22 protein-coding genes and 1 pseudogene are annotated in these 22,803 nt (G+C 62.4%); 8 read left to right on the top strand and 15 right to left on the bottom strand.

Annotation, left to right across the window (positions count from 1 at the left end; translation table 11 throughout):
- Positions 1-35: 35 nt before the first annotated feature.
- From AC07T0_RS25535 to AC07T0_RS25545, 3 genes are all read right to left on the bottom strand, one after another.
- Positions 36-3,695: a dermonecrotic toxin domain-containing protein gene (locus AC07T0_RS25535; protein WP_495003793.1), complete on the bottom strand. Its 3,660-nt coding sequence runs from the start codon at positions 3,693-3,695 to the stop codon at positions 36-38.
- Positions 3,625-4,677, bottom strand: coding sequence for a hypothetical protein (locus AC07T0_RS25540; protein ID WP_495003794.1), 1,053 nt, complete (start codon positions 4,675-4,677; stop codon positions 3,625-3,627). Before AC07T0_RS25540 ends, AC07T0_RS25535 begins: the two co-directional genes overlap by 71 nt.
- Before the next feature lie 153 nt (positions 4,678-4,830).
- Complete coding sequence (locus AC07T0_RS25545; RefSeq protein ID WP_495003795.1) at positions 4,831-5,322, bottom strand: GNAT family N-acetyltransferase; 492 nt, start codon at positions 5,320-5,322, stop codon at positions 4,831-4,833.
- 258 nt (positions 5,323-5,580) lie between these two features.
- Between AC07T0_RS25545 and AC07T0_RS25550 the strand changes: the two genes are divergently transcribed.
- Positions 5,581-7,056 carry a basic amino acid/polyamine antiporter gene (locus AC07T0_RS25550; protein WP_495003796.1) on the top strand — a complete coding sequence of 492 codons (1,476 nt, stop codon included), beginning with the start codon at positions 5,581-5,583 and terminating at the stop codon, positions 7,054-7,056.
- An 84-nt stretch (positions 7,057-7,140) separates the two neighbouring features.
- On the opposite strand, the gene AC07T0_RS25555 is transcribed toward AC07T0_RS25550, so the two are convergent.
- Together AC07T0_RS25555 and AC07T0_RS25560 are read right to left on the bottom strand one after the other, a co-directional pair.
- The gene (locus AC07T0_RS25555; protein ID WP_495003797.1) at positions 7,141-8,028 is read right to left on the bottom strand and encodes a universal stress protein; all 888 of its coding nucleotides are present in this window, start codon (positions 8,026-8,028) and stop codon (positions 7,141-7,143) included.
- A gap of 58 nt (positions 8,029-8,086) precedes the next feature.
- On the bottom strand, positions 8,087-9,007 hold the full coding sequence (locus AC07T0_RS25560) for a universal stress protein (protein ID WP_495003798.1): 921 nt from the start codon (positions 9,005-9,007) through the stop codon (positions 8,087-8,089).
- A gap of 170 nt (positions 9,008-9,177) precedes the next feature.
- Between AC07T0_RS25560 and AC07T0_RS25565 the strand changes: the two are divergent.
- Positions 9,178-9,297, top strand: a pseudogene (locus AC07T0_RS25565) (NAD(P)-dependent alcohol dehydrogenase); the annotation flags it as partial.
- Positions 9,298-9,347: 50 nt separating this feature from the next.
- Here AC07T0_RS25565 and AC07T0_RS25570 read toward each other — a convergent pair.
- Positions 9,348-10,250 carry a universal stress protein gene (locus AC07T0_RS25570; protein ID WP_495003799.1) on the bottom strand — a complete coding sequence of 301 codons (903 nt, stop codon included), beginning with the start codon at positions 10,248-10,250 and terminating at the stop codon, positions 9,348-9,350.
- 181 nt (positions 10,251-10,431) lie between these two features.
- Between AC07T0_RS25570 and fnr the strand changes: the two genes are divergently transcribed.
- Positions 10,432-11,187 carry a fumarate/nitrate reduction transcriptional regulator Fnr gene (gene fnr / locus AC07T0_RS25575; RefSeq protein ID WP_495003800.1) on the top strand — a complete coding sequence of 252 codons (756 nt, stop codon included), beginning with the start codon at positions 10,432-10,434 and terminating at the stop codon, positions 11,185-11,187.
- A gap of 111 nt (positions 11,188-11,298) precedes the next feature.
- Positions 11,299-11,862, top strand: coding sequence for a GNAT family N-acetyltransferase (locus tag AC07T0_RS25580; RefSeq protein ID WP_495003801.1), 564 nt, complete (start codon positions 11,299-11,301; stop codon positions 11,860-11,862).
- 60 nt (positions 11,863-11,922) lie between these two features.
- Here the strand turns inward: AC07T0_RS25580 and AC07T0_RS25585 are convergent, their stop codons facing one another.
- Complete coding sequence (locus tag AC07T0_RS25585) at positions 11,923-12,837, bottom strand: universal stress protein (RefSeq protein WP_495003802.1); 915 nt, start codon at positions 12,835-12,837, stop codon at positions 11,923-11,925.
- Positions 12,838-13,095: 258 nt separating this feature from the next.
- On the opposite strand from AC07T0_RS25585, the gene AC07T0_RS25590 reads away from it, so the two are divergent.
- A complete protein-coding gene (locus AC07T0_RS25590) occupies positions 13,096-14,349 on the top strand; it encodes an MgtC/SapB family protein (protein WP_495003803.1) in 1,254 nt (417 codons plus the stop codon).
- On the opposite strand, the gene zapE is transcribed toward AC07T0_RS25590, so the two are convergent.
- From zapE to AC07T0_RS25620, 6 genes are all read right to left on the bottom strand, one after another.
- On the bottom strand, positions 14,321-15,451 hold the full coding sequence (zapE, locus tag AC07T0_RS25595) for a cell division protein ZapE (RefSeq protein WP_495003804.1): 1,131 nt from the start codon (positions 15,449-15,451) through the stop codon (positions 14,321-14,323). The two genes, AC07T0_RS25590 and zapE, sit on opposite strands and share 29 nt — an antisense overlap.
- A gap of 50 nt (positions 15,452-15,501) precedes the next feature.
- Positions 15,502-15,843: a nuclear transport factor 2 family protein gene (locus tag AC07T0_RS25600; RefSeq protein WP_495003805.1), complete on the bottom strand. Its 342-nt coding sequence runs from the start codon at positions 15,841-15,843 to the stop codon at positions 15,502-15,504.
- 55 nt (positions 15,844-15,898) lie between these two features.
- Positions 15,899-16,615, bottom strand: a complete 717-nt coding sequence (locus AC07T0_RS25605) for a helix-turn-helix transcriptional regulator (RefSeq protein ID WP_495003806.1) — start codon at positions 16,613-16,615, stop codon at positions 15,899-15,901.
- A 165-nt stretch (positions 16,616-16,780) separates the two neighbouring features.
- Entirely contained in the window at positions 16,781-17,422 is a 642-nt protein-coding gene (locus AC07T0_RS25610) for a helix-hairpin-helix domain-containing protein (RefSeq protein WP_495003807.1), read from the bottom strand.
- A gap of 15 nt (positions 17,423-17,437) precedes the next feature.
- Entirely contained in the window at positions 17,438-18,211 is a 774-nt protein-coding gene (locus AC07T0_RS25615; RefSeq protein WP_495003808.1) for an OmpA family protein, read from the bottom strand.
- 200 nt (positions 18,212-18,411) lie between these two features.
- Complete coding sequence (locus tag AC07T0_RS25620) at positions 18,412-19,338, bottom strand: carbon-nitrogen hydrolase family protein (protein WP_495003809.1); 927 nt, start codon at positions 19,336-19,338, stop codon at positions 18,412-18,414.
- 318 nt (positions 19,339-19,656) lie between these two features.
- Here AC07T0_RS25620 and AC07T0_RS25625 point away from each other — a divergent pair, with 318 nt between their 5' ends.
- On the top strand, positions 19,657-20,064 hold the full coding sequence (locus tag AC07T0_RS25625; RefSeq protein WP_495003810.1) for a fe2+ zn2+ uptake regulation protein: 408 nt from the start codon (positions 19,657-19,659) through the stop codon (positions 20,062-20,064).
- 2 nt (positions 20,065-20,066) lie between these two features.
- Here the strand turns inward: AC07T0_RS25625 and AC07T0_RS25630 are convergent, their stop codons facing one another.
- Positions 20,067-20,255 (bottom strand): hypothetical protein, encoded by a 189-nt coding sequence (locus tag AC07T0_RS25630; RefSeq protein WP_100943910.1) that lies wholly within the window; start codon positions 20,253-20,255, stop codon positions 20,067-20,069.
- A 167-nt stretch (positions 20,256-20,422) separates the two neighbouring features.
- On the opposite strand from AC07T0_RS25630, the gene AC07T0_RS25635 reads away from it, so the two are divergent.
- A complete protein-coding gene (locus tag AC07T0_RS25635) occupies positions 20,423-20,560 on the top strand; it encodes a hypothetical protein (protein ID WP_495003811.1) in 138 nt (45 codons plus the stop codon).
- 34 nt (positions 20,561-20,594) lie between these two features.
- On the opposite strand, the gene AC07T0_RS25640 is transcribed toward AC07T0_RS25635, so the two are convergent.
- A complete protein-coding gene (locus tag AC07T0_RS25640; RefSeq protein ID WP_495003812.1) occupies positions 20,595-21,506 on the bottom strand; it encodes a LysR family transcriptional regulator in 912 nt (303 codons plus the stop codon).
- A 105-nt stretch (positions 21,507-21,611) separates the two neighbouring features.
- Here AC07T0_RS25640 and AC07T0_RS25645 point away from each other — a divergent pair, with 105 nt between their 5' ends.
- Positions 21,612-22,607 (top strand): aldo/keto reductase, encoded by a 996-nt coding sequence (locus AC07T0_RS25645; protein ID WP_495003813.1) that lies wholly within the window; start codon positions 21,612-21,614, stop codon positions 22,605-22,607.
- The last annotated feature ends 196 nt before the right edge of the window (positions 22,608-22,803 follow it).

Here is a 22,803-nt window from a genome sequence, read left to right on the forward strand (position 1 = left end):
ATCGGGATACGACAGCAAGGGCCAACCAGAAGCTTTCACGGGAGCGGAAAAAAGTGTTTTTTCGCCGACGCCGGATCGATGACACTGCGATGGATCTGCAACGCCAGGCGAGCGCTACCGCCCTTCCCCGTCTGGATTTTCCTGAAGGCCTTTTCCTGTTCCAGCAACTGGTACTTGCCACCGATCTTGCGCTGTTCGAAGGTTTTCAGGTGAGCGGCGGCAAAGTCCGAATCCAGTGCCATCACGGTCGGGTAATGAAAGTGCGCATACCAGCGTGGCTTGCCAGCCTTGTCGAGGATCGCGAACTCCTGCAGAAAGTCGTTGCCGCCGAGCCTGATCCGATGGCCTTCGCGGCGGATCGTCACCTCCCCGAGGCCCCGCAGGTAGTCGATACGCGACATTTCCGGTGCATTGTCGAGGATCGCGGCGATACGGGCGCGTTGCCCGGCGGCGATCAACCTGGGCGCCGCCTCGCGCAGTTGCTGCGCTACCGTCTGGGCATTCTTCACCCGCTCCGGGTTGCGCGGCGGCGTTTGCGTTATGTCCAGGACCTTGTCGATCTCCGTGGCCTGGTGCGCCATCATCTCGGCGCGGATGCGCAAGATGTCTTCCTGCGCCCTGGGTGCATTCGAACGGCCGGCCTGGCTCATGACCCGGTCGATGATCGACGACTCGTCGCCGAGCCATTGACGCCCGCCAGCCACCAGTTTTTCCAGGCCGATCACCGGCTTGAGCACTGCCGGGCGGGCCGGTTTGTCGGCCGCGACCACCTCGTCCCACAGCCCATCCTCGCGGTTCTGCTGGAACGTCTCGATCACCTGGCCATAGGGGCCGGTGACCTGTACCGTCTCCTCGCCCTCCGTCGAGGACTGGACTTCACCGCAGAGCACTTGCCGCTGGCGCGTGCGGATGATTTTTTTCCGCGTGCTCCTGACCTCGGGTCGCGCCCTGGGCAAGGGCGGCAGCTCCCAATCATCGAGCCCCAGCAACTGGCGCAGGTCTTCCTCGGTTTCCTGCTCAAGCCCCTTCAGCGCTTCGAGTACCAGGTCCAACTGCCCCGTGGCGGGTTGGCGATTGTCGAGATTGGTCGACCAGAATTCGAGCTTCTGGCGCATATCGCTGGATTGCTCGAGCACGGACTCCAACAGCGTGATGCGCTCGCTCGCCGACAACTTGCCCTCCTCGATGGCATCCAGCGACGAATAGTAGGACAGGTGCAGCCGCGCGAATTGATCCCCGACCGCATCGTACATTTCCTGGCCGAAATCCTCGGGCGTGACCTCGGCGCGGACAAAACGATTTTTCAACTGCGAGATCTTCCAGATCCGCACCTCCGCCTCGATGGAACTCATACCGATGCTGGCCTTGACCTGTTGGTAGTCCTCACGAGCGCCGCGTATGTCCTTCAACCGGGCGAGCAGGTTCTTTTGCTGGAGGGCCCAATCGAGCAACTTGTCGGTGGCCGCGCAATCACGATCCCATTCGGTGTAAAACCTGGCCAGTTGCTCAGGCGTTTGCGGCCGCCCGGCGGGCTCTCCATGGCCCATGGCGAGTCTTTCCAACAACCAGGTGCGATGTGCGTGCATCAACGCTTGCAGATCGAGCACGGTATTTTTCAGGGCCAGAATGAACATTTGCGGTGCGACCCGGGTCTGGGTCTTCAGCCGATCGAGCAGTTCCAGCTGTTTGAGATAGTTCTGCAGACGCTGTTCCAGTAACCTGGTCACCTCGGCATGCAACTCGCTACGACGCTCAGGGGTCACCCGTTTGGCCGTCTCGCCTTCGCTCGCCAGCTTCCAACGCCGCATACTGCCGATGATTTGGCTCTGGTTCTGCCTGACCTGATCATCGAGCTCATAGAGCTTCGCGTAGTTCAGGCCGACTTGCCGCGATACCGTCGCCGATGTCCCCGCCGCTCCCGCCGGACCGCGCTTCGGGCCGCCGCCGCGCAAGCGCAGGTCCAGGCTCCAGCGGCCCTGCTCGTCAGCGCGAACCCAGGGGCCGAGATTGCCCTGCGGGTCAACGATCCGCACGCCATCGCCCTCGGCTTCCCAAGCCACCTCATACAAATGGCCCTGGATCAGCGCGCACCATTTCCCGCCGTCGGCCTTCTGGATATGAACCAGGCCCCGCGCCGGCCCCGAGGGCGCCACCCGGCCCAGTTCGGACAAGGCCGCGAGCGGCTTGTCGAAGGTCTGTAAACGGTAGGTGCGCAGCTGTTTCATCAGTTCGTCGGAGACCCGCCAGCCAGCTATCGACCAGGCATCCAGTACAGCACGGGGCAGGTCGGGCACCCGGGTGATGCTCGGCGCGGGCAATGCCGCCCCAGGAGCCGGCGGTTCAACTGCGTGTGGCGGAACCGGTCGCGCCTCGCCCGCGACACGATAATGCAACAGCAGGGTCGCGAGATTGAACAACAGGTCGGCCGCCGCCGCCGACTGTTGCTGTGGATTGTCGCGGCCCAGGCTCAACAGATCGTCATGGGCGATCTTCACCACCACCAGCCAGCCCAGCACCTCCACCAACCGCCCGACATAGGGCAAGAGCCCGGCAAACGGCAGTTGCGTGATGCTCAGCAGCACCAGCCAGGCACCCGCCTTCCAGTCGGCCCAACGTTGCTCGATATTCGACACCGACTGGCGGTCGGCCTGCTCGACCAGGGCCTTGACCGTGGCCACGAAGATCGCCTGCAGGTAGTCGCCCTTGACAATCTCCTCGGCCAGGGTCGCGGGGGCAGGCTTTTGCGGCTCGGGGGCGAACTCGTCCCCGGGTAGGAACATCTGGATATGCGGCGCCTCAAAGCCGCCCTCGGCATAACGACGACGCGCCGGTTCGTTCATCCAGGCCAGCACGCTACGTTGCAGATCGTCGGACTGGCGGAGCGTCGCCAACAACGCCTGGCCGCTCTCGAACTGTTGCAACGGTTGTTGCAGGTACAAGGGGCGATACAGGATCAGCGGGCCTTGGCTCATATCCCGTGGCCCGATCAGGAACATCGCCAGCACCTCGTCAGCCGCCCCATCGGCCTTGGCCTTGAACGCCAGGGGCCGCAGGACAATTTCCTGCGCGTCGACAAAGCGCCCGGCAGCCAACGGCTGGACCAGCGCCTGCAGGTAGCGGAAACCGTTGTCAGTGAAACCCGCCGCGGCCTTGATCTTCAGTTCCAGGGCCTGGAGCGGCAAGCTCACGCGCAGTTGCGCGACAAATAATGCCTCGCGGCGCCGCGCCTCGATGGCATCGCTGAGCATTCGGCGCTTCAGCAGATCGGGATAGACCTGGCCGATATCCGCCCGGGTCACCAGGGTTTTGACGTAGTCCGGGGTCAGCCATTGCGGGACCGGCGCTTCGAGATCGCCGCGACGGATACTGATCGCCATCCGCATATGCCGAAAGCCGCCGAGATTGGCCAGGGCAAATTCCGTCAGGCTCATGCGCACCGTTTCAACCGTGCCCAGCGCGCCGCCCGCTCCTCCGGCACCCACCACGGGCGAGGGCAGCGCGACCGTCTTGTCGAGCGCCAGATGAATATCGGCGGGATGGGCGATCCCCACGACCTCTGGATGATCCTCGCGCATCAGGCGCTGCAGGCGCCGCTCGGCGAACTCGTTCAGGCTACCGATATCTTCAAGGTAATAGCGGCCTTGCGACTTGCATTGCACGCGCGCCAGCTCGCTGAGCAGTCCGCTGTAGGTCAAGCGATCCTTGGCCGCGGCCGGACTCGATCAGGTTCAGGGCCTGCAATTGATACTCCAGCACGCCCTTGGCCAGGCATTCGGCGATCACCTCGACAGGCTCATTCCAGTGCCAGATGACCGTCTCGCGTATTTCCAGGTTGCGCCCGACCGTTCGGCTACCGATCAGCAATCCGACCAGCTCGGCGTCTTCCTCCCGGCCTGTGCGCAAGCCACCTTCGCCCGGATGGAAATAGAGGGGGTAAGGCAAGGGGCGACCCTGTTCATAGCGGGTGAAGCTGACCACCGGAAACAGCTCCGGATAACGCCGCCCCTGGGCATCCACGCTGAAGACACGGATCTCGTAGGCGCGGATATCCAATGCCGACAGATTGTCGTGCTTGTCGGTCGGCGCATAGCCCATATAGAACGGCAGGCGACTCAGGTCCGGACGCCCTCCCGAAACCGGCGTATGGCCCGCAACGAGCAACGTGCCGATCGCCTCGGCCAGTCGCTGCCAACGGCTCGGCCCAGGCCCTTCGGGTGATTCGTTCCAGGTATCGATCAGTTGCTGCTTGAGGGTGTCCAGCAGCGACTGCGCAGCCTGGTCCAATCGTTGCAAAAGCTCGTCAAGCTCAATCGCCAGGGGCTTCTTCGCCACGGGCGGGCGGTCGCGCCAGAGCAGGTTACGGGTGTCCCAGCGCGGGCTGGTGGAGCTGCCCCAGACGGGCACGCCCAAGGCAAAGCGCTCCACCAGCACTTCAGCGAGGCTGTAGTAATGGTGCCCGGCGGGAGCGCCGTCGATGCCCGTGGCCAATGACCAGTAAGGCACGGCCAGACATACCCGCTCGGCTGACAGGTCGAAATCGGCGTAGTGTTCGTCCAGCACGCCCTGGATCAGCGGCGCCGTGGCGCGGAGCACGCTCGGCATCGTCGCGAAGAGTGCTTTCGCGACCGGGGTCGGATTCATCGAGCGGCGCTCGGAAGCCGGCGACTGCGTTGACATGGTTGACGTCCTCGTTCGAATGATGGGAACGAGTCGTCACCTGACGCACGGTTGGCCGGCCACGACTCCTGAAGGATTCAACCCTCCAGGTCAACCTCGTGTGCGGTAGATAGATAGGCCCTGCGCGGCAGGGCCATGGGCGGCGCAGCGAAACTAGAGGGACTTGTTCCAGAAGAGCATCTGGCCGTGCTCCGAATCGAGCGCTGCCCCACTGAAGCCGAACTTGCGGTAGGAACCCTGGGCCACGGCGTTACCTTCAAGCACCTCCAGGGTGATCTTGCAGCAACCGCGCTGGCGGGCGATGTCCTCGACCTTCTGCAACATCCTCTGGCTCAGCCCCAGGCCGCGAAACTTGCCCAACACCACGACATCATGGACGTTCACCAAGGGACGGCAGGTAAAGGTGGAAAAGCCTTCGAAGCAGTTCACCAGCCCGGCCGGCTCCCCACCGACAAACGCCAGCACACTGAAAGCGTGGGGCCGTTTGGCCAGTTCGCCAGGCAGCTGTTGCAGCACGTCCGGCGCCAGGGCCTGACCGCCGCCCATCGGGTCTTCGGCATAGTGATTGAGCAGCAGCGCAATCGCCTCGGCGTGCACCGGGTTGGTGTAACTCGCTTGCAATACCAGTACGTCGGCAACGTCCATGTTTGTCCTCGAAGAAAGCATCGGTCGGGATAAGTGAATTTCAGCGCACCGATAATAAACATGCGGGGCCAGGGAAACGAAGGAAAATTCACGCACAGGCGCCCATTCGGGATAGCCGAAGACCTATCCATTCAAGTCTTGATAAAGATCAACAGCTCCAGGCGCCCATGGGCAGACATTCAGTCCATGCGTTCAGACCGTGGCGCCTTCGCTGATCGGTGCGCTCGAACGCCCCGTCCCGATCCTGGAGGTGTCATCATGGCAACGCCCTTGCAACAGCATTCATCCCCCGGCACGACCGCGCCCTCATTGAAACCGGCGACGCTCGCGCAATCAGCGCGCTTGTCCCTGAGCCTGCTGATCGCCCTGGTGGTCGGGTCCATCATCGGCAGCGGTGCCTACAGCCTGCCACAGAACATGGCCGCCGGGGCCGGGGCCGGCGCGATCCTGATCGGCTGGCTGGTCACCGGGGTCGGCATGCTGTCCCTGGCCCTGGTCTACCAGATGCTGTCCAACCGCAAGCCGGAACTGGACAATGGCGTGTTCGCCTACGCCAAGGCCCTGGGCGGTGACTTCGTCGGCTTCAACTCGGCCTGGGGCTACTGGATCAGCGCCTGGATCGGCAACGTCGGCTACCTGGTCATCCTGTTCGCCGCCGCCAGCTATTTTTTCCCGGCCTTCGGCGACGGCAACAACAAGGTGGCGATCATTGCCGCCTCGCTGCTGCTCTGGGCCATGCACTTCATGATCCTGCGCGGCATACGCACCGCGGCGCGGGCCAATGCCATCACCACCATTGCCAAGATCGTGCCGATCCTGGTGTTTGTCGGCTGCGCCGCGCTGGCCTTTCATTCCGACACCTTCGTGGCCGGCTTCTGGGGTGCGCCAGCCCTGGGCTCGGTCCTCGACCAAGTCAAGAGCACCATGCTGGTGACCGTCTGGGTCTTTATCGGTATCGAAGGCGCCAACGTCTATTCCGCCCGGGCGGCGGAACGGGTCAACGTCGGACGGGCCACCATCATTGGCTTTGCCATTACCTTGTTGCTGCTGATTTCGGTCTCGCTGTTGTCGCTGGGCATCCTCGGCCAGCCCGAACTGGCGGCCATGAAAAACCCCTCCACCGCCGGGGTACTGCAAGCCATCGCCGGTCCCTGGGGCGGCATGATGATCAGCCTCGGCCTGATGGTTTCCGTGGGCGGCGCCCTGCTGGCCTGGACCCTGCTCTCGGCCGAATCCTTGTTCAGCCCGGCCAAGGCCAGTGTGATGCCAGCGGTCTTGTCCAAGGAAAACAGCCAGGGCGTACCGGCCAATGCCTTGTGGGTCACCAACGGTTGCATCCAACTGTTCCTGATCCTCACGCTGTATGCGAACGCCACCTACCTGGCACTGATCTCCCTGGCGACCTCGATGATCCTGCTGCCTTATCTGTTCAGCGGCCTCTACGCGCTCAAGGTCAGCTGGCAGGACCGTGGCCAGGACGGGCACAACAGCCTGAGTGGCCGCGACCTGGCGATTTCCTTGCTGGCCAGCGTCTACTGCTTCTGGCTGTTGTACGCGGCCGGCCCCAAGTACCTGCTGCTCAGCGCCTTGCTCTACGCCCCCGGCTCGCTGATCTACCTGCTGACCCCACAGCGCAAGCTGCTCAACGGTTTTGCCAAGGGCCTGCTGGGGCTGATCTGGGTGGCCGCGGCAGTGGCCGCCTGGATGCTCTGGCAGGGTCTGCTGAGCCTCTGACACAGCCTGGCCCAACGTCATGAAAAAGCCCCTTGCCGGTCACCGACAAGGGGCTTTTCAGTGTGCGTCCTACGAAAGCCGGACTCAGTCGGGCTTGACCGTCAGCACACTGCACTCGGGAATCAACAGGATCCGCTCGGTGGTATCGCCGATCAGCTTGCCCAGGCCCTTGGGCTGGACCGAGCCCATCACCACCACGTCGATCGCATTCCCCTGCACATAGTCGGCGATCACCCCCACCGGCGAGCCCATCAGGAAGTGCCGGCGCTCGGCCGGCACGCCATAGTCGTCCGCCAGGCGGGTGAAAGGCTCCAGCAGCGCGGCACGCAGCTCATCGATCCAGATCACCGTGACACTGGGATCGGCCATGAACGCCGGCGACAGGTCGTAGGCATACAGCAAATGCAGTTCGGCGTCGCATTGCAGCGCCAGGGCTTCGGCCTCACGGATGATCTTGCGATTGAACTCGGTGATACCGGCCTCCCCGCTGGAGGTGTCGACGGCCGCCACCACGCGCCGGGGCAAGTCCGCGGCAATCTGGTTGACCAGGTGCACCGGCACCGGACTTTCCTGCAGCAGATGCCAATCCAGCGGCGTGGTGAAGACCCGCTGGAGTAGCGGCTCCAGATAGACATCCTTGATCAGCAGGTCAGGTTCGATCTCACGGGCGTGGATCAGGATGTCGCGCAATGGATGGGTGGTCCAGAGCGCTTCGGTGGTCAGTTGCAGGCCGCTGTCGCGCAAGCTCGCGGTCGCACCCTCCAGCCAGACCCGGTATTTGTCCATATACGCGGCGCGAGCCGGCTCATCCATTTTCGACTCGATCAGATGAATCCGCGGCGGCGGCTCGACCAGTGCCGTGATATGCAAGGCCGCGCCGCTGGCCGCGGCCAGGGCGGCGGCACGCCTGGCAGCCGGGGAGTGAGGCAGGTGCTGATCGGTGATCAGCAGCAGGCGTTGGTATTGACTCATGACACACCTCCATAGGCAGGATGTTGGAGCGCCGGACAGCCGCTCGTTGCTCATCGTGTTACTGGGCGAAATCCGGCAGTTCGGCGGGTTTGATCACCAGCAGGCTGCAGGGCGGCTGATACAACAGGCTTTCGGTCGTACTGCCCAACAGCTTGTTGAACGAACGGTGGGTCACGGTGCCGATGACCAACACGTCATAGACATCCTGGCCGACAAACTCGACGATGGCCTTTCCCGGAGTACCGACAATGAAATGTCGGTTGTCCTTGTGCAGGGCATGTTTGTCGGCCAGATGCAGGAATTTGAGCTTGCGCTCGTCATAACTGGGGCTTACCGAAACCGGCACCTTGCCGATACCGATATCGGCGACATACAGGGCCGTCCAGTCATAGACCCCCAGCAGGTGCAGCGGGCACTTGCAGTACTTGGCGAAGCGGGCGGCCTGGTCGATGATCCGGTCATTGAGCTCCCGCGTCGCGACGTCATCGCGCAGGACGTCGACGCAGGCCAGCACCTTGCGTGGCTGGGCCATGCCCTGCGCGGTGACCAGATGGATCGGTGCCCGGCTGTCACACAGCAAACGCCAATCCAGGGGGGTAAAGAAAATCCGCTTGAGGGCCGACTCCTGATGAACATCCTTGATCAGCAGATCGGGATGCTGCTGACGCACGTAGCTGGACAAGGCCTGCAGCGACGGCAGATCCCACTTAACCTCGGTCGTGACCTCGAGCCCCTCGCCGCGCATCAGCTCGGCTTCCTGCTCCAGCCACTGGCGATAGCGATGCAAGTACAGCTCACGGATCTCCTCCCGCTGGTCAGCCTCGAGCAGATCGAGTTGTTGCAACACATCGAGATAGACGAAAGCCACCAGGGTCAGCGAGGCCTCCATGGCCTTGGCCAGCACCCGCGCCCGGTCGAAGGCCGGGCTGTGGGTCATTTCGGCCGGTGCGACCAACAGTAAACGTGGACGTGAAGACAAGGGACACCTCCAGGGCGCGCCCAGTCGAGCGCACCGGATAGCGGGCGACAACTTCACAAGGCAAGGGTTGAAGGTAGCCACCCGAAAAGAATCGGTCATCCTCGATTCTGCGGCGCCCGGCCAGCCGGGCCTTGATTTACATCAAGTACCGGCGGCTTGCCCTGCCGACCGGCAGCGTCGACCTCAAGCCGTTGGTCACCCATCGCTTCAAACTGGACAATATCGAGGTGGCCTATGAGCTGTTCGCCCACCAGCGCGACGGGGTCATGAAAGTCGCCATCACGCCGTGAGGAACAGCGCCCGTGGGCCGGCTCGCTCCGGCCGGCGGGCGGCGCGGGGTTCAGAGCGAGTCGGTCCCCAAGGCCAGGACGGAACAAGGTGGCTGTGACAGCAGCGACTCGGCAAAGCTGCCCAGCCAGGGAAAGGCATCGGCCTGGGACCGACCAATGACCAGGGTGTCCACCTCGCGTTCGCGGACAAACTCCTCCACCCGCAGGATCGCCTGCCCCAACAGGAAATGGCGGCGGCGACCGGGCACCTGATGGCCCCTGGCAAGGTCGTCGAAGGCCTCGCTGCGCAGTTTCTGCAGGGCCACCGCGGCATCCGAATCCCACGGATATTCCTGCATCAGGTCATAGCCGGCGGGAATATCGCAGGCATGCAACAGTTCCAGGTCGGCATCGCAGATCATCGCCAGTTCGCTGGCCAGGCGAATCACCTGGTCATCACGGGTGGTTTCGCCGTCGCCGATATTCTCCAGGGCCACCGCCGCGACGAAGTTCTTCGGCCGCGCTGGCGCATCGCGCCGGACCAGCATCACCGGCTTGCTGCACTGGCGCACCAGATGCCAGTCGGTGGGGCCGAGCAGCGCACATTTGAGTTGCGACTCGACCTGCAGATCCTTGACCACCAGGTCGACCTCGATATCCTTGACGTAGTCTCGAATAGCCGCATGCGGATGTTGCGACCAGACCACGTCGTAGCTCACCTGCAGCCCCTGATTGATGAGGCTGTGGGCCAGTTCGGCAAGTTTTTCGCGTTTCTTGTCCAGGTAGCCTTCCCGGGCCAGGGTTCCGGCGCCGTGATTGAACAGGGTCATCGCCGCGATGGATTCGACAAAGTCGAAGAGCACCAGATGCAACCCCGCCTTGCAGGCTCGTGCCAGCGTTGCCGCGCGATGCAGGGCGGGGGTCGTACCGCAGTGGGGATCAGTGATCAGCAGGATGCGTTGATAGTCACTCATGACGGGGCTCCAAGGAAGGGAAATAGACAATCCACGATTTACCATCGCCCCACTTCACGAGCGCTCGCTTGATTTATCTCAAACAACCCGTCGCACCTGCTAGTCTGAACCGACGGCCCTGTTTTATCGGTGTTTCCTCCCGAATTGGATGCCCTCTCCCCTATATACAGAGGAACTCCCCGTGGACAATCAGGAATATCTCAAACTCAGGCCCTCGGGCCTGAAATCAGCGTGTGCCAATTGCAGCGTACTGGAGCTGTGCCTGCCCCTGGGCTTGAACGATACCGAGGTCAAGCGCCTGGATGACCTGATCGTGCAACGCGTGAAGATCAAGAAAGGCAATACCCTCTACCGCCAGGGCGATCCGCTGCACGCCCTTTACGCGGTACGCCTGGGTTTTTTCAAGACCACCCTGACCTCGGAGGATGGCCGCGAGCAGGTCACCGGCTTTCAAATGACCGGGGAAATGCTCGGCATGGATGCCATCAGTGAAGACCGCCACGCCTGCAATGCCGTGGCGTTGGAGGACAGCGAAGTCTGCCCGATCCATTTCTCGCAGCTGGAACGCTTGTCCCGGGACCTGCCCTCCCTGCAGCACAACCTGAACAAATTGATGAGCCGGGAAATCGTCAGGGACCACAGTTTGCTGTTGATGATGGGCAATATGAACTCGGATGAGCGCCTGGCGGCATTTTTCCTCAATCTCTCGCAACGCCTGGCCCTACGCGGATACTCGCCCTTCAACTTCATCCTGAGAATGCGCCGCGAAGAAATCGGCTCTTACCTGGGCCTGCGCCTGGAAACCATCAGTCGCGGCATCGCCCGGTTGCGGGAGCTGAACCTGCTGGAGGTCCATGCACGGGAGGTGAAAATCCTTGACCCGATCGGCTTGAAGGCGCTGATCGCCGGTTGCGGCCAGCACGGTAACCCGTTGTAGCCAGGCAGTTATGCCCGTGCTTGACTTGAATCAAGCGTGGGCACCCGCCGTGGCGTAAAAACAGAACACCGATACCGGCCCACGACCGTACCTGTTCGAGGAGTTCTGATCATGCCCGACCTCAATCCCCCTATCCTGAACCTGCCCGACTTTTCCTCGGTGACGGGCGAACACTGGATCGAAAGCCTGCAGGATGGTACCCATGTCCTGATCCGGCCCCTGCGTGCCGAGGACCGCGAGCGGGAAAAGGCCTTTATCCAGCGACTGTCCCCGGAATCGCGCCACCAGCGCTTTCTCGGCGAAATCGTCGATCCCAGCCCAGTCCTGATGAACCAGTTGATGAATGTCGACACCCACAACCGCGTGGCCTACGTGGCCCTGGCCCATGACAATGGCCAGTTGCGTGAAGTGGGGATCAGCCGCTATGCCGCCTCGGGCGCCGAGCACGAATGCGAGTGCGCTATTACCGTTGCCGATGACTGGCAACATCGCGGCCTGGGCACGCTTCTGATGAAGCACCTGATCGCGGCGGCGCGCCAGAATCACTTTACCCGGATGTACTCCATCGACAGCGCGTCCAACGTGCACATGCGCAAGCTGGCCGACGACCTGCACTTCAACCGCGAACGCGACCCCGATGATGCGACCCAGGTTATTCACCGGCTGTCGCTGTAAGCCTGACCGCTCGTTACCGCCTGGCAAGGACACCGTTTCCGGTCCTCGCCAGGCGCCCTTTCAGGCTGGACGCATCGGGCTCAGGGCCAGCAGGCTGCACGGGCTGCGATAGAGGATATTTTCCGCGGTGCTACCGAGAATACTGTCCAGGCCATGGGAATGACGAGTGCCCATCACCATGACATCCACCGCGTTGTGCTCGACAAAGGTGCCGAGGGCGTCGATGACCGAGCCGCTGAGGAAATGCCGCTGGTTTTTTCCGACCCCGTTGCGCTCCGCCAAGGCCCTGAACCCCTGCTGCTCATCGGCGCGGCTGGCCATTTCCAGGCCCTCGGCCATCGGCAGGGTCCCCCAGCCCATCTCGTGGACATAGGAGCGGGACTTGTCATGCACATGCACCAGGCTGAACGTCGCCGCGCATTGCCGGGCAAACGCCAGCCCGGCCTGGACCAGGGTGTCGTTGAAGCGTTCCTCGGTCTGTTCCCCGCCTAAATCCACCGCGACCAGGACATGACGCGGCAACGGGTGGCTGTGACCCGCCACCAGATGCACGGGAACCGGGCAATCACGCAACAACTGCCAGTCCAGCGGCGTGGCGAATAGTCGCTTGAGCCCCGACTCCAGATGGACATCCTTGATCAGCAGGTCGATGCCCAGGTCACGGACGTACTCGAGGATCGGTTGCAAGGGATGATGACGCCAGAAAATATTGCAGCTCACATCCAGGCCCCGGCTTCGCAGGCGATCCACCTCCTGATGCAGCCAGCGGCGATGCAGGTCCAGGTAGCCCTCGCGGGCCTGGCTCATGGCTTTCTGATCGAACAACGTGGCCACATCGAGGGTCGGCACGTAATCGAAGGCCAGGATATGCAAGGCCGCCCCGCTGGACAGGGCCAGTTCGGTGGCCCGCTCGAAAGCCGGGCTGCGGTTCATCTCGGCGGGAGCCAGCAAAAGAATACGGTGGTAGTCGGACATGGCGCACCTCTGGGCAACAGGTTCCCGGCCAACGGCGGCACTGACTTGAATACCACCGGGCAAATCCCACCTTCAAAGGGAGATCGAGACAGTGCGCTCATGATGAAGCGCGCCGGCTTCGCGAGCTTGATTTACGTCAAGGCGGCCCCTCGGACGCGATCAGACAAAGATGACCTTGTCCTTTCGCCGCCTTGATGAATATCAAATGCCCGATGCCCGCCAGACCTCACCCTGAGCTGACACACAGGGGTCCGCAGTATGGAAACCTTTACTCACGCCACCAACCTGGCCTCGGCCCTGGGCCTGGGCCTGCTGGTCGGGTTCGAACGCGAACGCAAGAAAGGCGAAGGTGCGGACCGCCGCTTCGCCGGCCTGCGCACCTTCGCCGTGACCTCCCTGCTCGGCTATGTCGGCCAACTGCTCGGCGGGCCTTTGTTGCTCAGCGCCCTGACCCTGGCTCTGGCTCTGCTCGCCAGCATGGCCTACTTCAAGCGGCGCGCCCAGGACCCCGGCATGACCACCGGGGTCGCCTTGCTGCTGGTCCTGCTGCTGGGCGCTTTGTGCAACAGCAAGGCCGGCCTGGCGGTGGCCCTGGCGGTGATTCTGACCCTGTTGCTGAATTTCCGGCAAAGCCTGCACCGATTCGCCCTGAACCAATTGAGCGAAACCGAAGTCAAGGATGGGCTGATCCTGGCCACCGCGGCGCTGGTGATCATGCCCCTGGTGCCCGACGCTTTCATCGGCCCCTACCAAGCCATCAACCCCAGATCGATCTGCCTGCTGACGGTACTGATGATGGGGGTCAGCGCCCTGGGGCATATTGCTATCCGGGTACTGGGGCCCCGCTACGGCTTGAGCCTGGCCGGATTCGCCTCCGGCTTCGTTTCGAGTGTCGCGACCATCGCCGCCATGGGCAACCGGGCCCGCCAACAACCCGAACTCATGCAGCAGACCGCCAGTGCGGCGATTCTGTCGAACCTGGCCACCCTGCTCCTGCTCGGCCTGGTGTTGGGTGCCATCAGCCCGCACACCCTTGCCCAGCTCTGGCTGCCCCTGCTGCTGGGTAGCGCGGTGGCCTCGTTCTACGCACTGTGGCTGATGAAGCGCGGCAATGCGGACATAAGTCCGCCGATCAACGTCGGCCATGCCTTCAACCTCAAACTGACACTGACGGTCGCCGCCGGCATCTCCAGCCTGTTTATCATAACCAGCGTTATGCAGGCCCACTTTGGCACCTCGGGATTGTTTGTCGCCTCGATGCTCGGTGGCCTGGCCGATGTCCACTCGACATCGGCCTCGGTGGCGGCGCTGGTCAAATCCGGCCAACTGTCGGCCGAAGGCGCGCGCTTGCCGATTCTGGCGACCCTCGGCACCAACACCCTGTCCAAATGTGCCATGGCCTGGTCCAGTGGCGGCGGCGCCTTCGCTCGCCGGGTCGTACCGGCCCAGTTGCTGATGCTGCTGGCCTTGTGGGCTGGCACGCTTATTCAGGGTTGGCTGATTGCGGGGTGAAGCGCTGCAACTGCATCTCGCGCAAACGGCTGAGGGTGCGGCGAAATGGAAACGCCAGGTAGCCTTCGGTGTACAGCTCATCCAGCGGTACCTGGGCGGCGATGTACAGTGGCACCTTGCGGTCGTAGCACTCGTCCACCAGGGCAATGAAGCGCCGTACGCTATCGTCATGTACCGACAATTGCGGCAACTCGCGGTCGCCGGCATCAACGCGCCGGGCCGCGTCCTCAGTGCCGCGGGCGATCCGCCCGGGACGCTGGCGGGCACTGAGGTTGGGCACCTCGCTGAGGAAAATCGCCGTGTAGCGATCACACAACGCCATGAAATCCATGGCCGCCAGCGCTTGCTCGCAGAGCTCGGCATAACGGCACCAGAGTACGCTCGGTGACGCCTGCACCACCGCCAAAGTCCGATACCCCATGGCCACCGGTTCAGCAGACAGTGGCTGCCCGGCGGTCAGCGTCATGAACGCTTCGGCAAGCTGAGCCGACGCCCCCTCGGGGTCGACCCAGTAACGCCGCACCCCGACGCCCGGATGCAGGCGATGATCTTCGCCGCCATCGACATCCACCACCTCCATATGCTGTTCGATCGCGGCAATCGCCGGCAGGAAACGCTCGCGGTTGAAACCGCCGGCATAGAGCTGCGGCGGCGGTTGGTTGGAGGTGGCAACAATCACCACGCCCTCATCGAACATCACCTGGAACAGCCGCCCGAGAATGATCGCATCGCCGATATCGTTGACGAACAGCTCATCGAAACACAGCACCCGCACCTCTGCGGCCAGCTCACGGGCCAGGGCCCGCAGCGGGTCGGCGATACCGCTGAGCTGGAACGAGCGCTGGTGGACCCAGCTCATGAAGTGATGGAAATGCTGGCGCCGCGACGGCACGCGCAAGGTCTGGTGGAATTGATCCATCAGCCAGGTCTTGCCTCGCCCGACCGGCCCCCAGAGATAAACCCCCTTGGGCACCTGGCCCGCATGCAACGCCGCATGGCAGCGCTGTAACGTCTGCACCGCCTGCCATTGGGCCTGGTCGTGGAGAAAGCCGCGCTGCTCGACAGCCGCGCGGTAGGCACTCAAGGGAGAATCGACAGTCATGGCGTCGTGCAGGCTCGCAACCGGGAAGCCGTGCAGTATGCCAGCTTGTCCTAGAGGGAAATATCCAGCCGGGCGATCTTGCCCTGCTCGTTGAGCCGGAATACGTAACGCAACTCCACCGAACCGCCAGGGAAAGTTCCCGAGACCCGTTGCTTGACCAGCACCTTGCCGGTGCGTTGCGCGACGTCGAGGACTTCGACCCGGGGCTGGTATTTACGCGCGGTTTCGTCCATCCACTGGGCGATGGCGAGGGTGCCGACGCGGTGATGGCCTTCATCGAAGACATTCGCGTCCTCGGCGAAGAAACTGGCCACCGCCGAACTGTCGCGGGCATTGGCGGCGCTGATATAGGCCTCGATGGCCGGGGCGAGCAGCGAAGTTTGAGTGGTCATGCTGTTCACAGCTCCTTGCTGGTAGAAAGTGGAACCATCCTAGACCACTCCTCCGTCAGTTTTTGTCAGGAGTGAAACGCTCGTGTTCATCCTGGTCGAACAGCTTGCGCCATTGCCGTAGCAGGTCGCTGCGCCGGCCCGGATAACGCTCGCCCTGCTCCCGGGCCGTGGCGATACGATCGGTGCGAAAGGTCCGGAAGGCCTGGCGCAACTCACACCAGGCGACCACCACCCGCGCCTCGTTCATAAACCCCAGGGCCAGGGGCCAGATCAGCCGCTGGCTGGGCACCTTGTTCACGTCGGCGTAGTCGATGTGCAGCTTGGCTTGCTCACGAATGGCCTGGCGAAACACATTCAACGGCACCGCATTGTCCGGGTAGCCATAACCGCGCGGCCCAGGCAGCAGGGTCGGATTGCGCAGGGCCTCCTGGGCGGCCGGCGCCAACACCGCGGCGATCTTGGCCAGGGCATCGGAGGCGGCCTTGCTCAGCACCTCGTCACCGCGTTGATCGACATATTGCAGGCCGAGCACGATGGCCTCGGTCTCATCGGCATTGAGCATCAGCGGCGGCAGGAACAAGCCGCTGCGCAAGACGTAGCCGACACCCGCCTCGCCCTGGATCGGCGCGCCGAGGGCGCTGAGTTCGGCGATATCGCGATAGACCGTGCGCTCGGAAATCTCCAGCTCGCGGGCCAGGGCCGCGGCGGTGGCCGGACGGCTTTTGGCGCGCAAGACCTGGAGCAAGGTCAGTAGGCGCGAAGTGCGGGACACGGTGGGCGACCTCTGGCTGGGAGAAGGACCGCAGCTTAGCAGAGCCTCCTGTCAGCAATTGTCAGGAGCACAGCGGCTTGTCGCCATCCGAACGGGTGCCCGGTGGCCAAGGCCGAACACAGCTTTGTGGGAGCGGTGTTCGGTCATGATTGACGTGTTACGACTTCAATCTTCAGAAGTATCGACCTCGCCTCTTCTCACCCGCTTGGCAAACTCGGTTTCAATGCCCTGCGCCAGTATCCGCGCCTGACCTCGCCAGTCCTCACGCTCGACCCGCCCTGGAAAGCTGAAGTAGTGCTCTATCCAGTGCACCTGCGGCTCTGTCCATTGGGCGATCTGGGAAAATCGGTAGATGCCCAGCTCGTGCAGCAGCGCTTCATTTTTATGGCCCACCCCTGAAATCAACTTCAGGTTATCGAGTGTCCCGGTGGGTTTTTCCATGACCAGCGGACGGCTGCCTATACCCGCCGCATCGGTGACCGCCGCCCGGGTTCCGGGCCTTGAGCCCGCGGTGCTGGTGGCGGCATCGGCCGCCAGCATGGAGCGAATCCAGGCACTGAGCCAGCAACCGACCAGGTAAGCAGCAAACAACAGCAAGGCACTTTCCAGCCATAACCCAGCACGCCCTGGTAACAACTTGAGCACGGCGGCAACCACGCCGATGGCAAAGATCCATAACGCCGCATGCAACCAGCCGGCGACCCAGTGGACATGGGGTGCGGTCTGACTGGCGAGCCAGCCCACCAGCACGCCGAGGATCCCGGCCAGCAGCATCCAGCCCCAATACTGTTCAAGTAAATAACTCATGATGGTTGCTCCTGGTTATTTAGCGTCAGTCGGGGCGGTCATAGTGCTGTCATCCATTACCTTTATTTCTATCCGACGATTTTGTGCCTGGCCTTCTGGCGTGTCGTTGGACGCCACCGGATTGGCTTCGCCAAATCCCGCGGCTTTCAAGTGTTGCGGGGTCACGCCATGTTGAGCCAGATAAGTGACGACGGCTTCGGCCCGACGCTGGGAAAGTCCCAGGTTGAAAGCGGCCTTGCCGGTGTTGTCGGTGTAGCCATCGACTTCGAACTGCTCGTCGGGACACTGTTTGGCGGTGGCCACCAGCGCATCCAGCGCCGTTTGCGAAGCCGCTGACAAGATGTCCTGGGCCGTGTCGAACAGCACTTTGTATTGATTCAACGCAGCAGCGAATTGCTGTTCGCAGACCTTGGCATCGACAGCGCCGACTGCACTCGGTGGATTGGCCAGGGGCTCTTCGGCAAGGGGTGTTGTCGGGGCGGGCGGCGCGGCGGGGACTACTTCGGGTGGGCGGCCAATATCGCTATCGGCCGGTGTCACGGGCTGTTCGCCCAGGGTGCCGACAACTTGTCTGACACCATAGGTTTGATCAGCCGTGTCACGGGTTTGTGATGTTGCATTGGGCAGGGTCACGTCACGTCCGGCGACAGCAACGGGAGCACGATCAATTGCACTCCCCACGCGGGTCTGCAAATCCTGTTCGACTTCAGGCGTTGTTATCCAAAGTGCAGCCAACCACAGCAAAGCGAGTAACGGTAAACCCCACCACCATTTTTTCGAGCGAGCCATTTGTCTTCTCCTTAACGTAGAAAAACCAACGGACTGCGAAAAATGCTGTAGCAGGTGATAATCAAGTGTAGGTAATCGTCGCGGACCGTCAATATAACGACCATTACTATCGGGCGCGTCAAAATAATGTTCCGCTCAACCAGATCGCCGATGCCCGGCAATCTCTGGGCAGCGGCGAAGAGTGGCAACGCTCGCGTTGATCAATCCTGGATAAAGCGCACGCCAGGTTTGGCCCGCTCGTCCACCTGCAACTCGAACACATCCGGGCGCGCGTAGTGGCCGGTGACGTCGAAGTCATAGCGGGCGCGGACCAGTTGCTCGGTGTCGATCTGCGCGCTCAACAGGCCCGCCTGGCCGACCAAGGGCCCGGCCAACACCTCGCCCATGGGCCCGACAATCAGGCTGCCACCGTTGATCAACGGCCGCTGCGCCGGCCAGTTGGCCACCTCGATGCCCAGGTCCTCTGGCGAAGGCTGCACCTGGCAGGCGGTGACCACGAAGCAGCGGCCTTCACAGGCGATATGGCGCATCGTGACCTGCCACATCTCCCGCTCATCCACCGTCGGCGCACACCAGACCTCAACGCCCTTGGCATACATGGCCGTGCGCAGCAGCGGCATGTAGTTTTCCCAACAGACCGCCGAACCGATCCGCCCGGCCTTGCCCTCTACCACGGGCAAGGTCGAACCATCGCCCTTGCCCCAGATCAGCCGCTCGGTGCCGGTAGGCATCAGCTTGCGGTGCTTGGCCACCAGTCCAGCCTGGGGCTCGAAGAACAGCACCGTGCAATACAAGGTAGACCCCGCGCGCTCGATGACCCCGAGCACCAGGCTCGCCCCGGTGCGGGCGGACAACTGCGCCAGGGCGTCGGTCTCGGCGCCCGGTACATCGATGGCATTGGCGTGATAACGAGCGAAAGCCTCACGGCCCTCGGGCAACCGATAACCCAACTGGGTGCCGAAGGTTTCGCCCTTGGGGTAGCCACCCAGCAAGGCTTCGGGCATCACCACCAGGCAGGCGCCGGCGTCGATGATCGCGCGCTCATAGCCAAGGATCTGTTCCAGGGTGTCTCCCTTGCCTCCCGGCAGGGAACCGATTTGCAGCGCGGCAACGATGGACTTGGGCATGACATGAACTCCATGAAGGTGTGGTGCCGATTGTCATGGCAGCCCGGGTCATGAATAAAGCCACTTTCAGAACTGAATGATATGAACAGGATAAATATCACGCTCAAGGAAAGACAAGACACCCTCTACCCGCCCATTGCCCAGCAAGGACGAGTCTGAAGATGAAACTTGAGGGATATCCAGGTGCTATCACCTGTCTGTGACCGGATACCGACAAATTTTCTACATTCGAGGCTTCATGATTTATCCGTCTCGCTCGTCCTTATCCAGGAGAGCCGACATCACATTCCTGATCAGACTTTGAAAAGGAGTTTTTGCATGTACGACCAGCACAGGTCAACGGACGGTAATTCTTTGCAACGCGATCCTTCCTACAGCTCGGGCGCCATGTTGGCCAAACCTGCCGAACGCGGCGGCAATAACCGCATCCGTCAGTTGCTCAAACACTTCGGTTTACGCACCAGCCTGATCCGGCTCAAAGTCATCGACGCCCTGCTGAGCGCCGGCGAAGACAATCGTCGGTTGGGTGTGCGCGGGGTTCACAGCTATTTGCTGGAACTGGGCATTCCCTTGTCCTTCCTCAGCGTGCGCGAGGTGCTCAAGCGCCTGTGCAGCGAGGGCGTCGTGGTACTCAACGCGGACAAGAGCTACAGCCTGCACCCGGATGCGACCGCGATCCTGGCGTTACAGGACGCCACGCCGCAGGCCGCGGATCTCGGCAACTGAGTTCAGGGCTTGACCTTGCGTCGCATCACACCGTTGATTACCACCACGAGCACCGCCACGCCAATGGCGATGTACTGGAACAGCTTCTCGCTGATGACCCCGGTGTTTTGCAGATAGGACAGGCCGAACATGATCCCCAGCACCACCAGGGAAATCAGAATCGAGTATTTCAAGCGCTGCGATTGAGTCATTACCTATTCCTGAAAGTTAAAGCCTGAAGCCGTCAATGTATCCAGTTTGTATCAGAATACATACCAACGACCTACAAAGGCCGATGAATGAAACGACACAAACGGGGTCTCATATTACAGCCGGGGAAATGTTTTAGCTTCCCGGCTTCACCCATGAGGATTTATCCATGTTTCGTCGAATCACACTGCTGATTCCCCTGCTGATCGTTATGTCCCTGAGCGGTTGCATCATCCTTCCCGGTGATGGAGGCTGGCACGATCATGGCCATCGTTACTATGGTGGTGGCGGCTACTATCGCCGCTGATCGCCGCTACCGGGGACGGTAATCAACCGTCCCCTCACCGCCCAAACCCGTTACCCGGTCGGGTACAGATCTCCACCAGCCAATCGACAAACACCCGTACCCGCGCCGACATCTGTCGATGCGGCGGATACATCGCGCTCAATGGCAATCCGGGCGCAGGGTACTCGCGCAACACTTCGCACAACTGGCCACTGCGCAGCTGTTCGACCACGTGGTAGTAGGGAATCTGCACCAGCCCATAACCGGCTTCACACGCCGCCAGGTAACCGTCGGCACTGCTGACCGAGAGCCGCTTGGGCAGGTCGATCGCCTGCAATTGCCCGTCGTGCTGGAACTCCAATCCGAAGCGCTTGCCGGTCACGCTGGAAAAATACTCGACCATCCGATGCCCCGCCAGATCCGCCAGCGAGGTCGGCATGCCCATGCGTTCGATATAGGCCGGACTGGCACAGGTCACTTGCTCGACCCGCACCAACGGCCGGGCCACCAGCGAATCGTCAAGGGCCAGGCCGCCACGCAGCACGCAATCGATACCGTCGCGGATCAGCTCCACCGGCCGGTCATTCAGGCCGATTTCCAACTCGATCAGCGGATAACGCTCGGTGAACTCAGGCAATACCGGGATCACGATCAAGCGGCCGATACCCGCCGGCATATCGACCCGCAGGGTGCCGCGCGGATTCTCTCGAGCCGTGGAAAACACCGCCTCGGTTTCCTCCAGGTCGGCCAGCAACCGCACGCAGCGCTGGTAATAGGCCGCGCCATCGAGGGTGGTGCTGACCTGGCGGGTGGTGCGGTGCAGCAACTGCACGCCCAGATGCGCTTCCAGTTGTTTGACCAGCACCGTCACCGAGGCCCGGGGCACTTGCAGGCTGTCGGCGGCCTTGGCGAAACCGCCCAGTTCGACGATTCGGGTAAAGACCCGCATGGCGTGGAAGCGATCCATCGGCCCTCCATTATTGGGATTTTACGAATAGTGATAGTGCTTTTAGCCGGTTTATCGCGCTTTTGTCGAGGTCCACACTGCAGGAAATCCCACAGGAGCCACACCATGCACACTCGTCAACTCGGCAAGAACGGCCCGCAGGTCTCCGCCATCGGCCTCGGCTGCATGGGCATGACCGATTTCTATACCACCGGCAGTGACACCCGCGAAGCCACCGCGACCCTGCATCGAGCCCTGGAGCTGGGCGTGACCCTGCTCGATACCGCCGACATGTACGGCCCCCACAGCAACGAAGAACTGATCGGCCAAGCCATCGCCGGCAAACGCGAGCAGGTGTTCCTGGCCAGCAAGTTCGGCATCCTGCGTGACCCGGCCAAGCCGGCGTACCGAGGGGTCAGCGGCAAGCCGGAATACATTCGCACGGCCATCGATGGCACCCTCAAGCGCCTCGGCGTGGAGACCCTGGACCTGTACTACCAGCACCGCATCGACCCGGACGTGGCCATTGAGGAAACCGTCGGCGCCATGGCCGAGCTGGTCAAGGCCGGCAAGGTTCGTTACCTGGGTTTGAGCGAGGCCTCGGCCGAGACCCTGGAGCGGGCCCATCGAGTGCATCCGATCAGTGCCCTGCAAAGCGAATACTCGTTGTGGAGCCGCGACCAGGAGGACAACGGCTGCCTGGCCGCCTGCCAACGCCTGGGGATTGCCTTTGTGCCCTACAGCCCATTGGGGCGCGGTTTCCTGACCGGCGCGCTGAAGAGCCCGGACGACTTTGCCGCCGATGACTATCGTCGGTTCAGCCCGCGCTTCCAGGGCGAGAACTTCGCCCGCAACCTGCGGCTGGTGGAGCAGGTCCAGGCATTGGCCGCGGAAAAAGGCGTGACGGCCGGGCAACTGGCGCTGGCCTGGGTATTGGCCCAGGGCGACTACCTGATCCCGATTCCCGGGACCAAGCAGCGCAAGTACCTGGAAGAGAACGTGGCGGCATTGGATGTGAAGCTGAGCCCGGCCGAGTTGCAGGCCCTGGAGGCGATTTTCCCGGCGGGTGTCACGGCGGGGCTGCGTTATCCGGAAGCGGTGATGCAGGGCCTCAATCGCTGAGCAGCCGTCCGTAGAACCCTGACCACGAGAACACAACGGCACCTAATGTGGGAGCGGAGCTTGCCCGCGAAGCTTTTAGCGGCCTCAAGGGCCTCTTCGCGGGCAAGCTCCGCTCCCACAAAAGCTCCAGCTCACCGCCCATACAAGCTCCGCTCCCATACAACCGTCTCTCCAACATCGGGAATGAGTGCCATTC

This window comes from Pseudomonas sp. GW821-FHT04D07 (assembly GCF_059420225.1).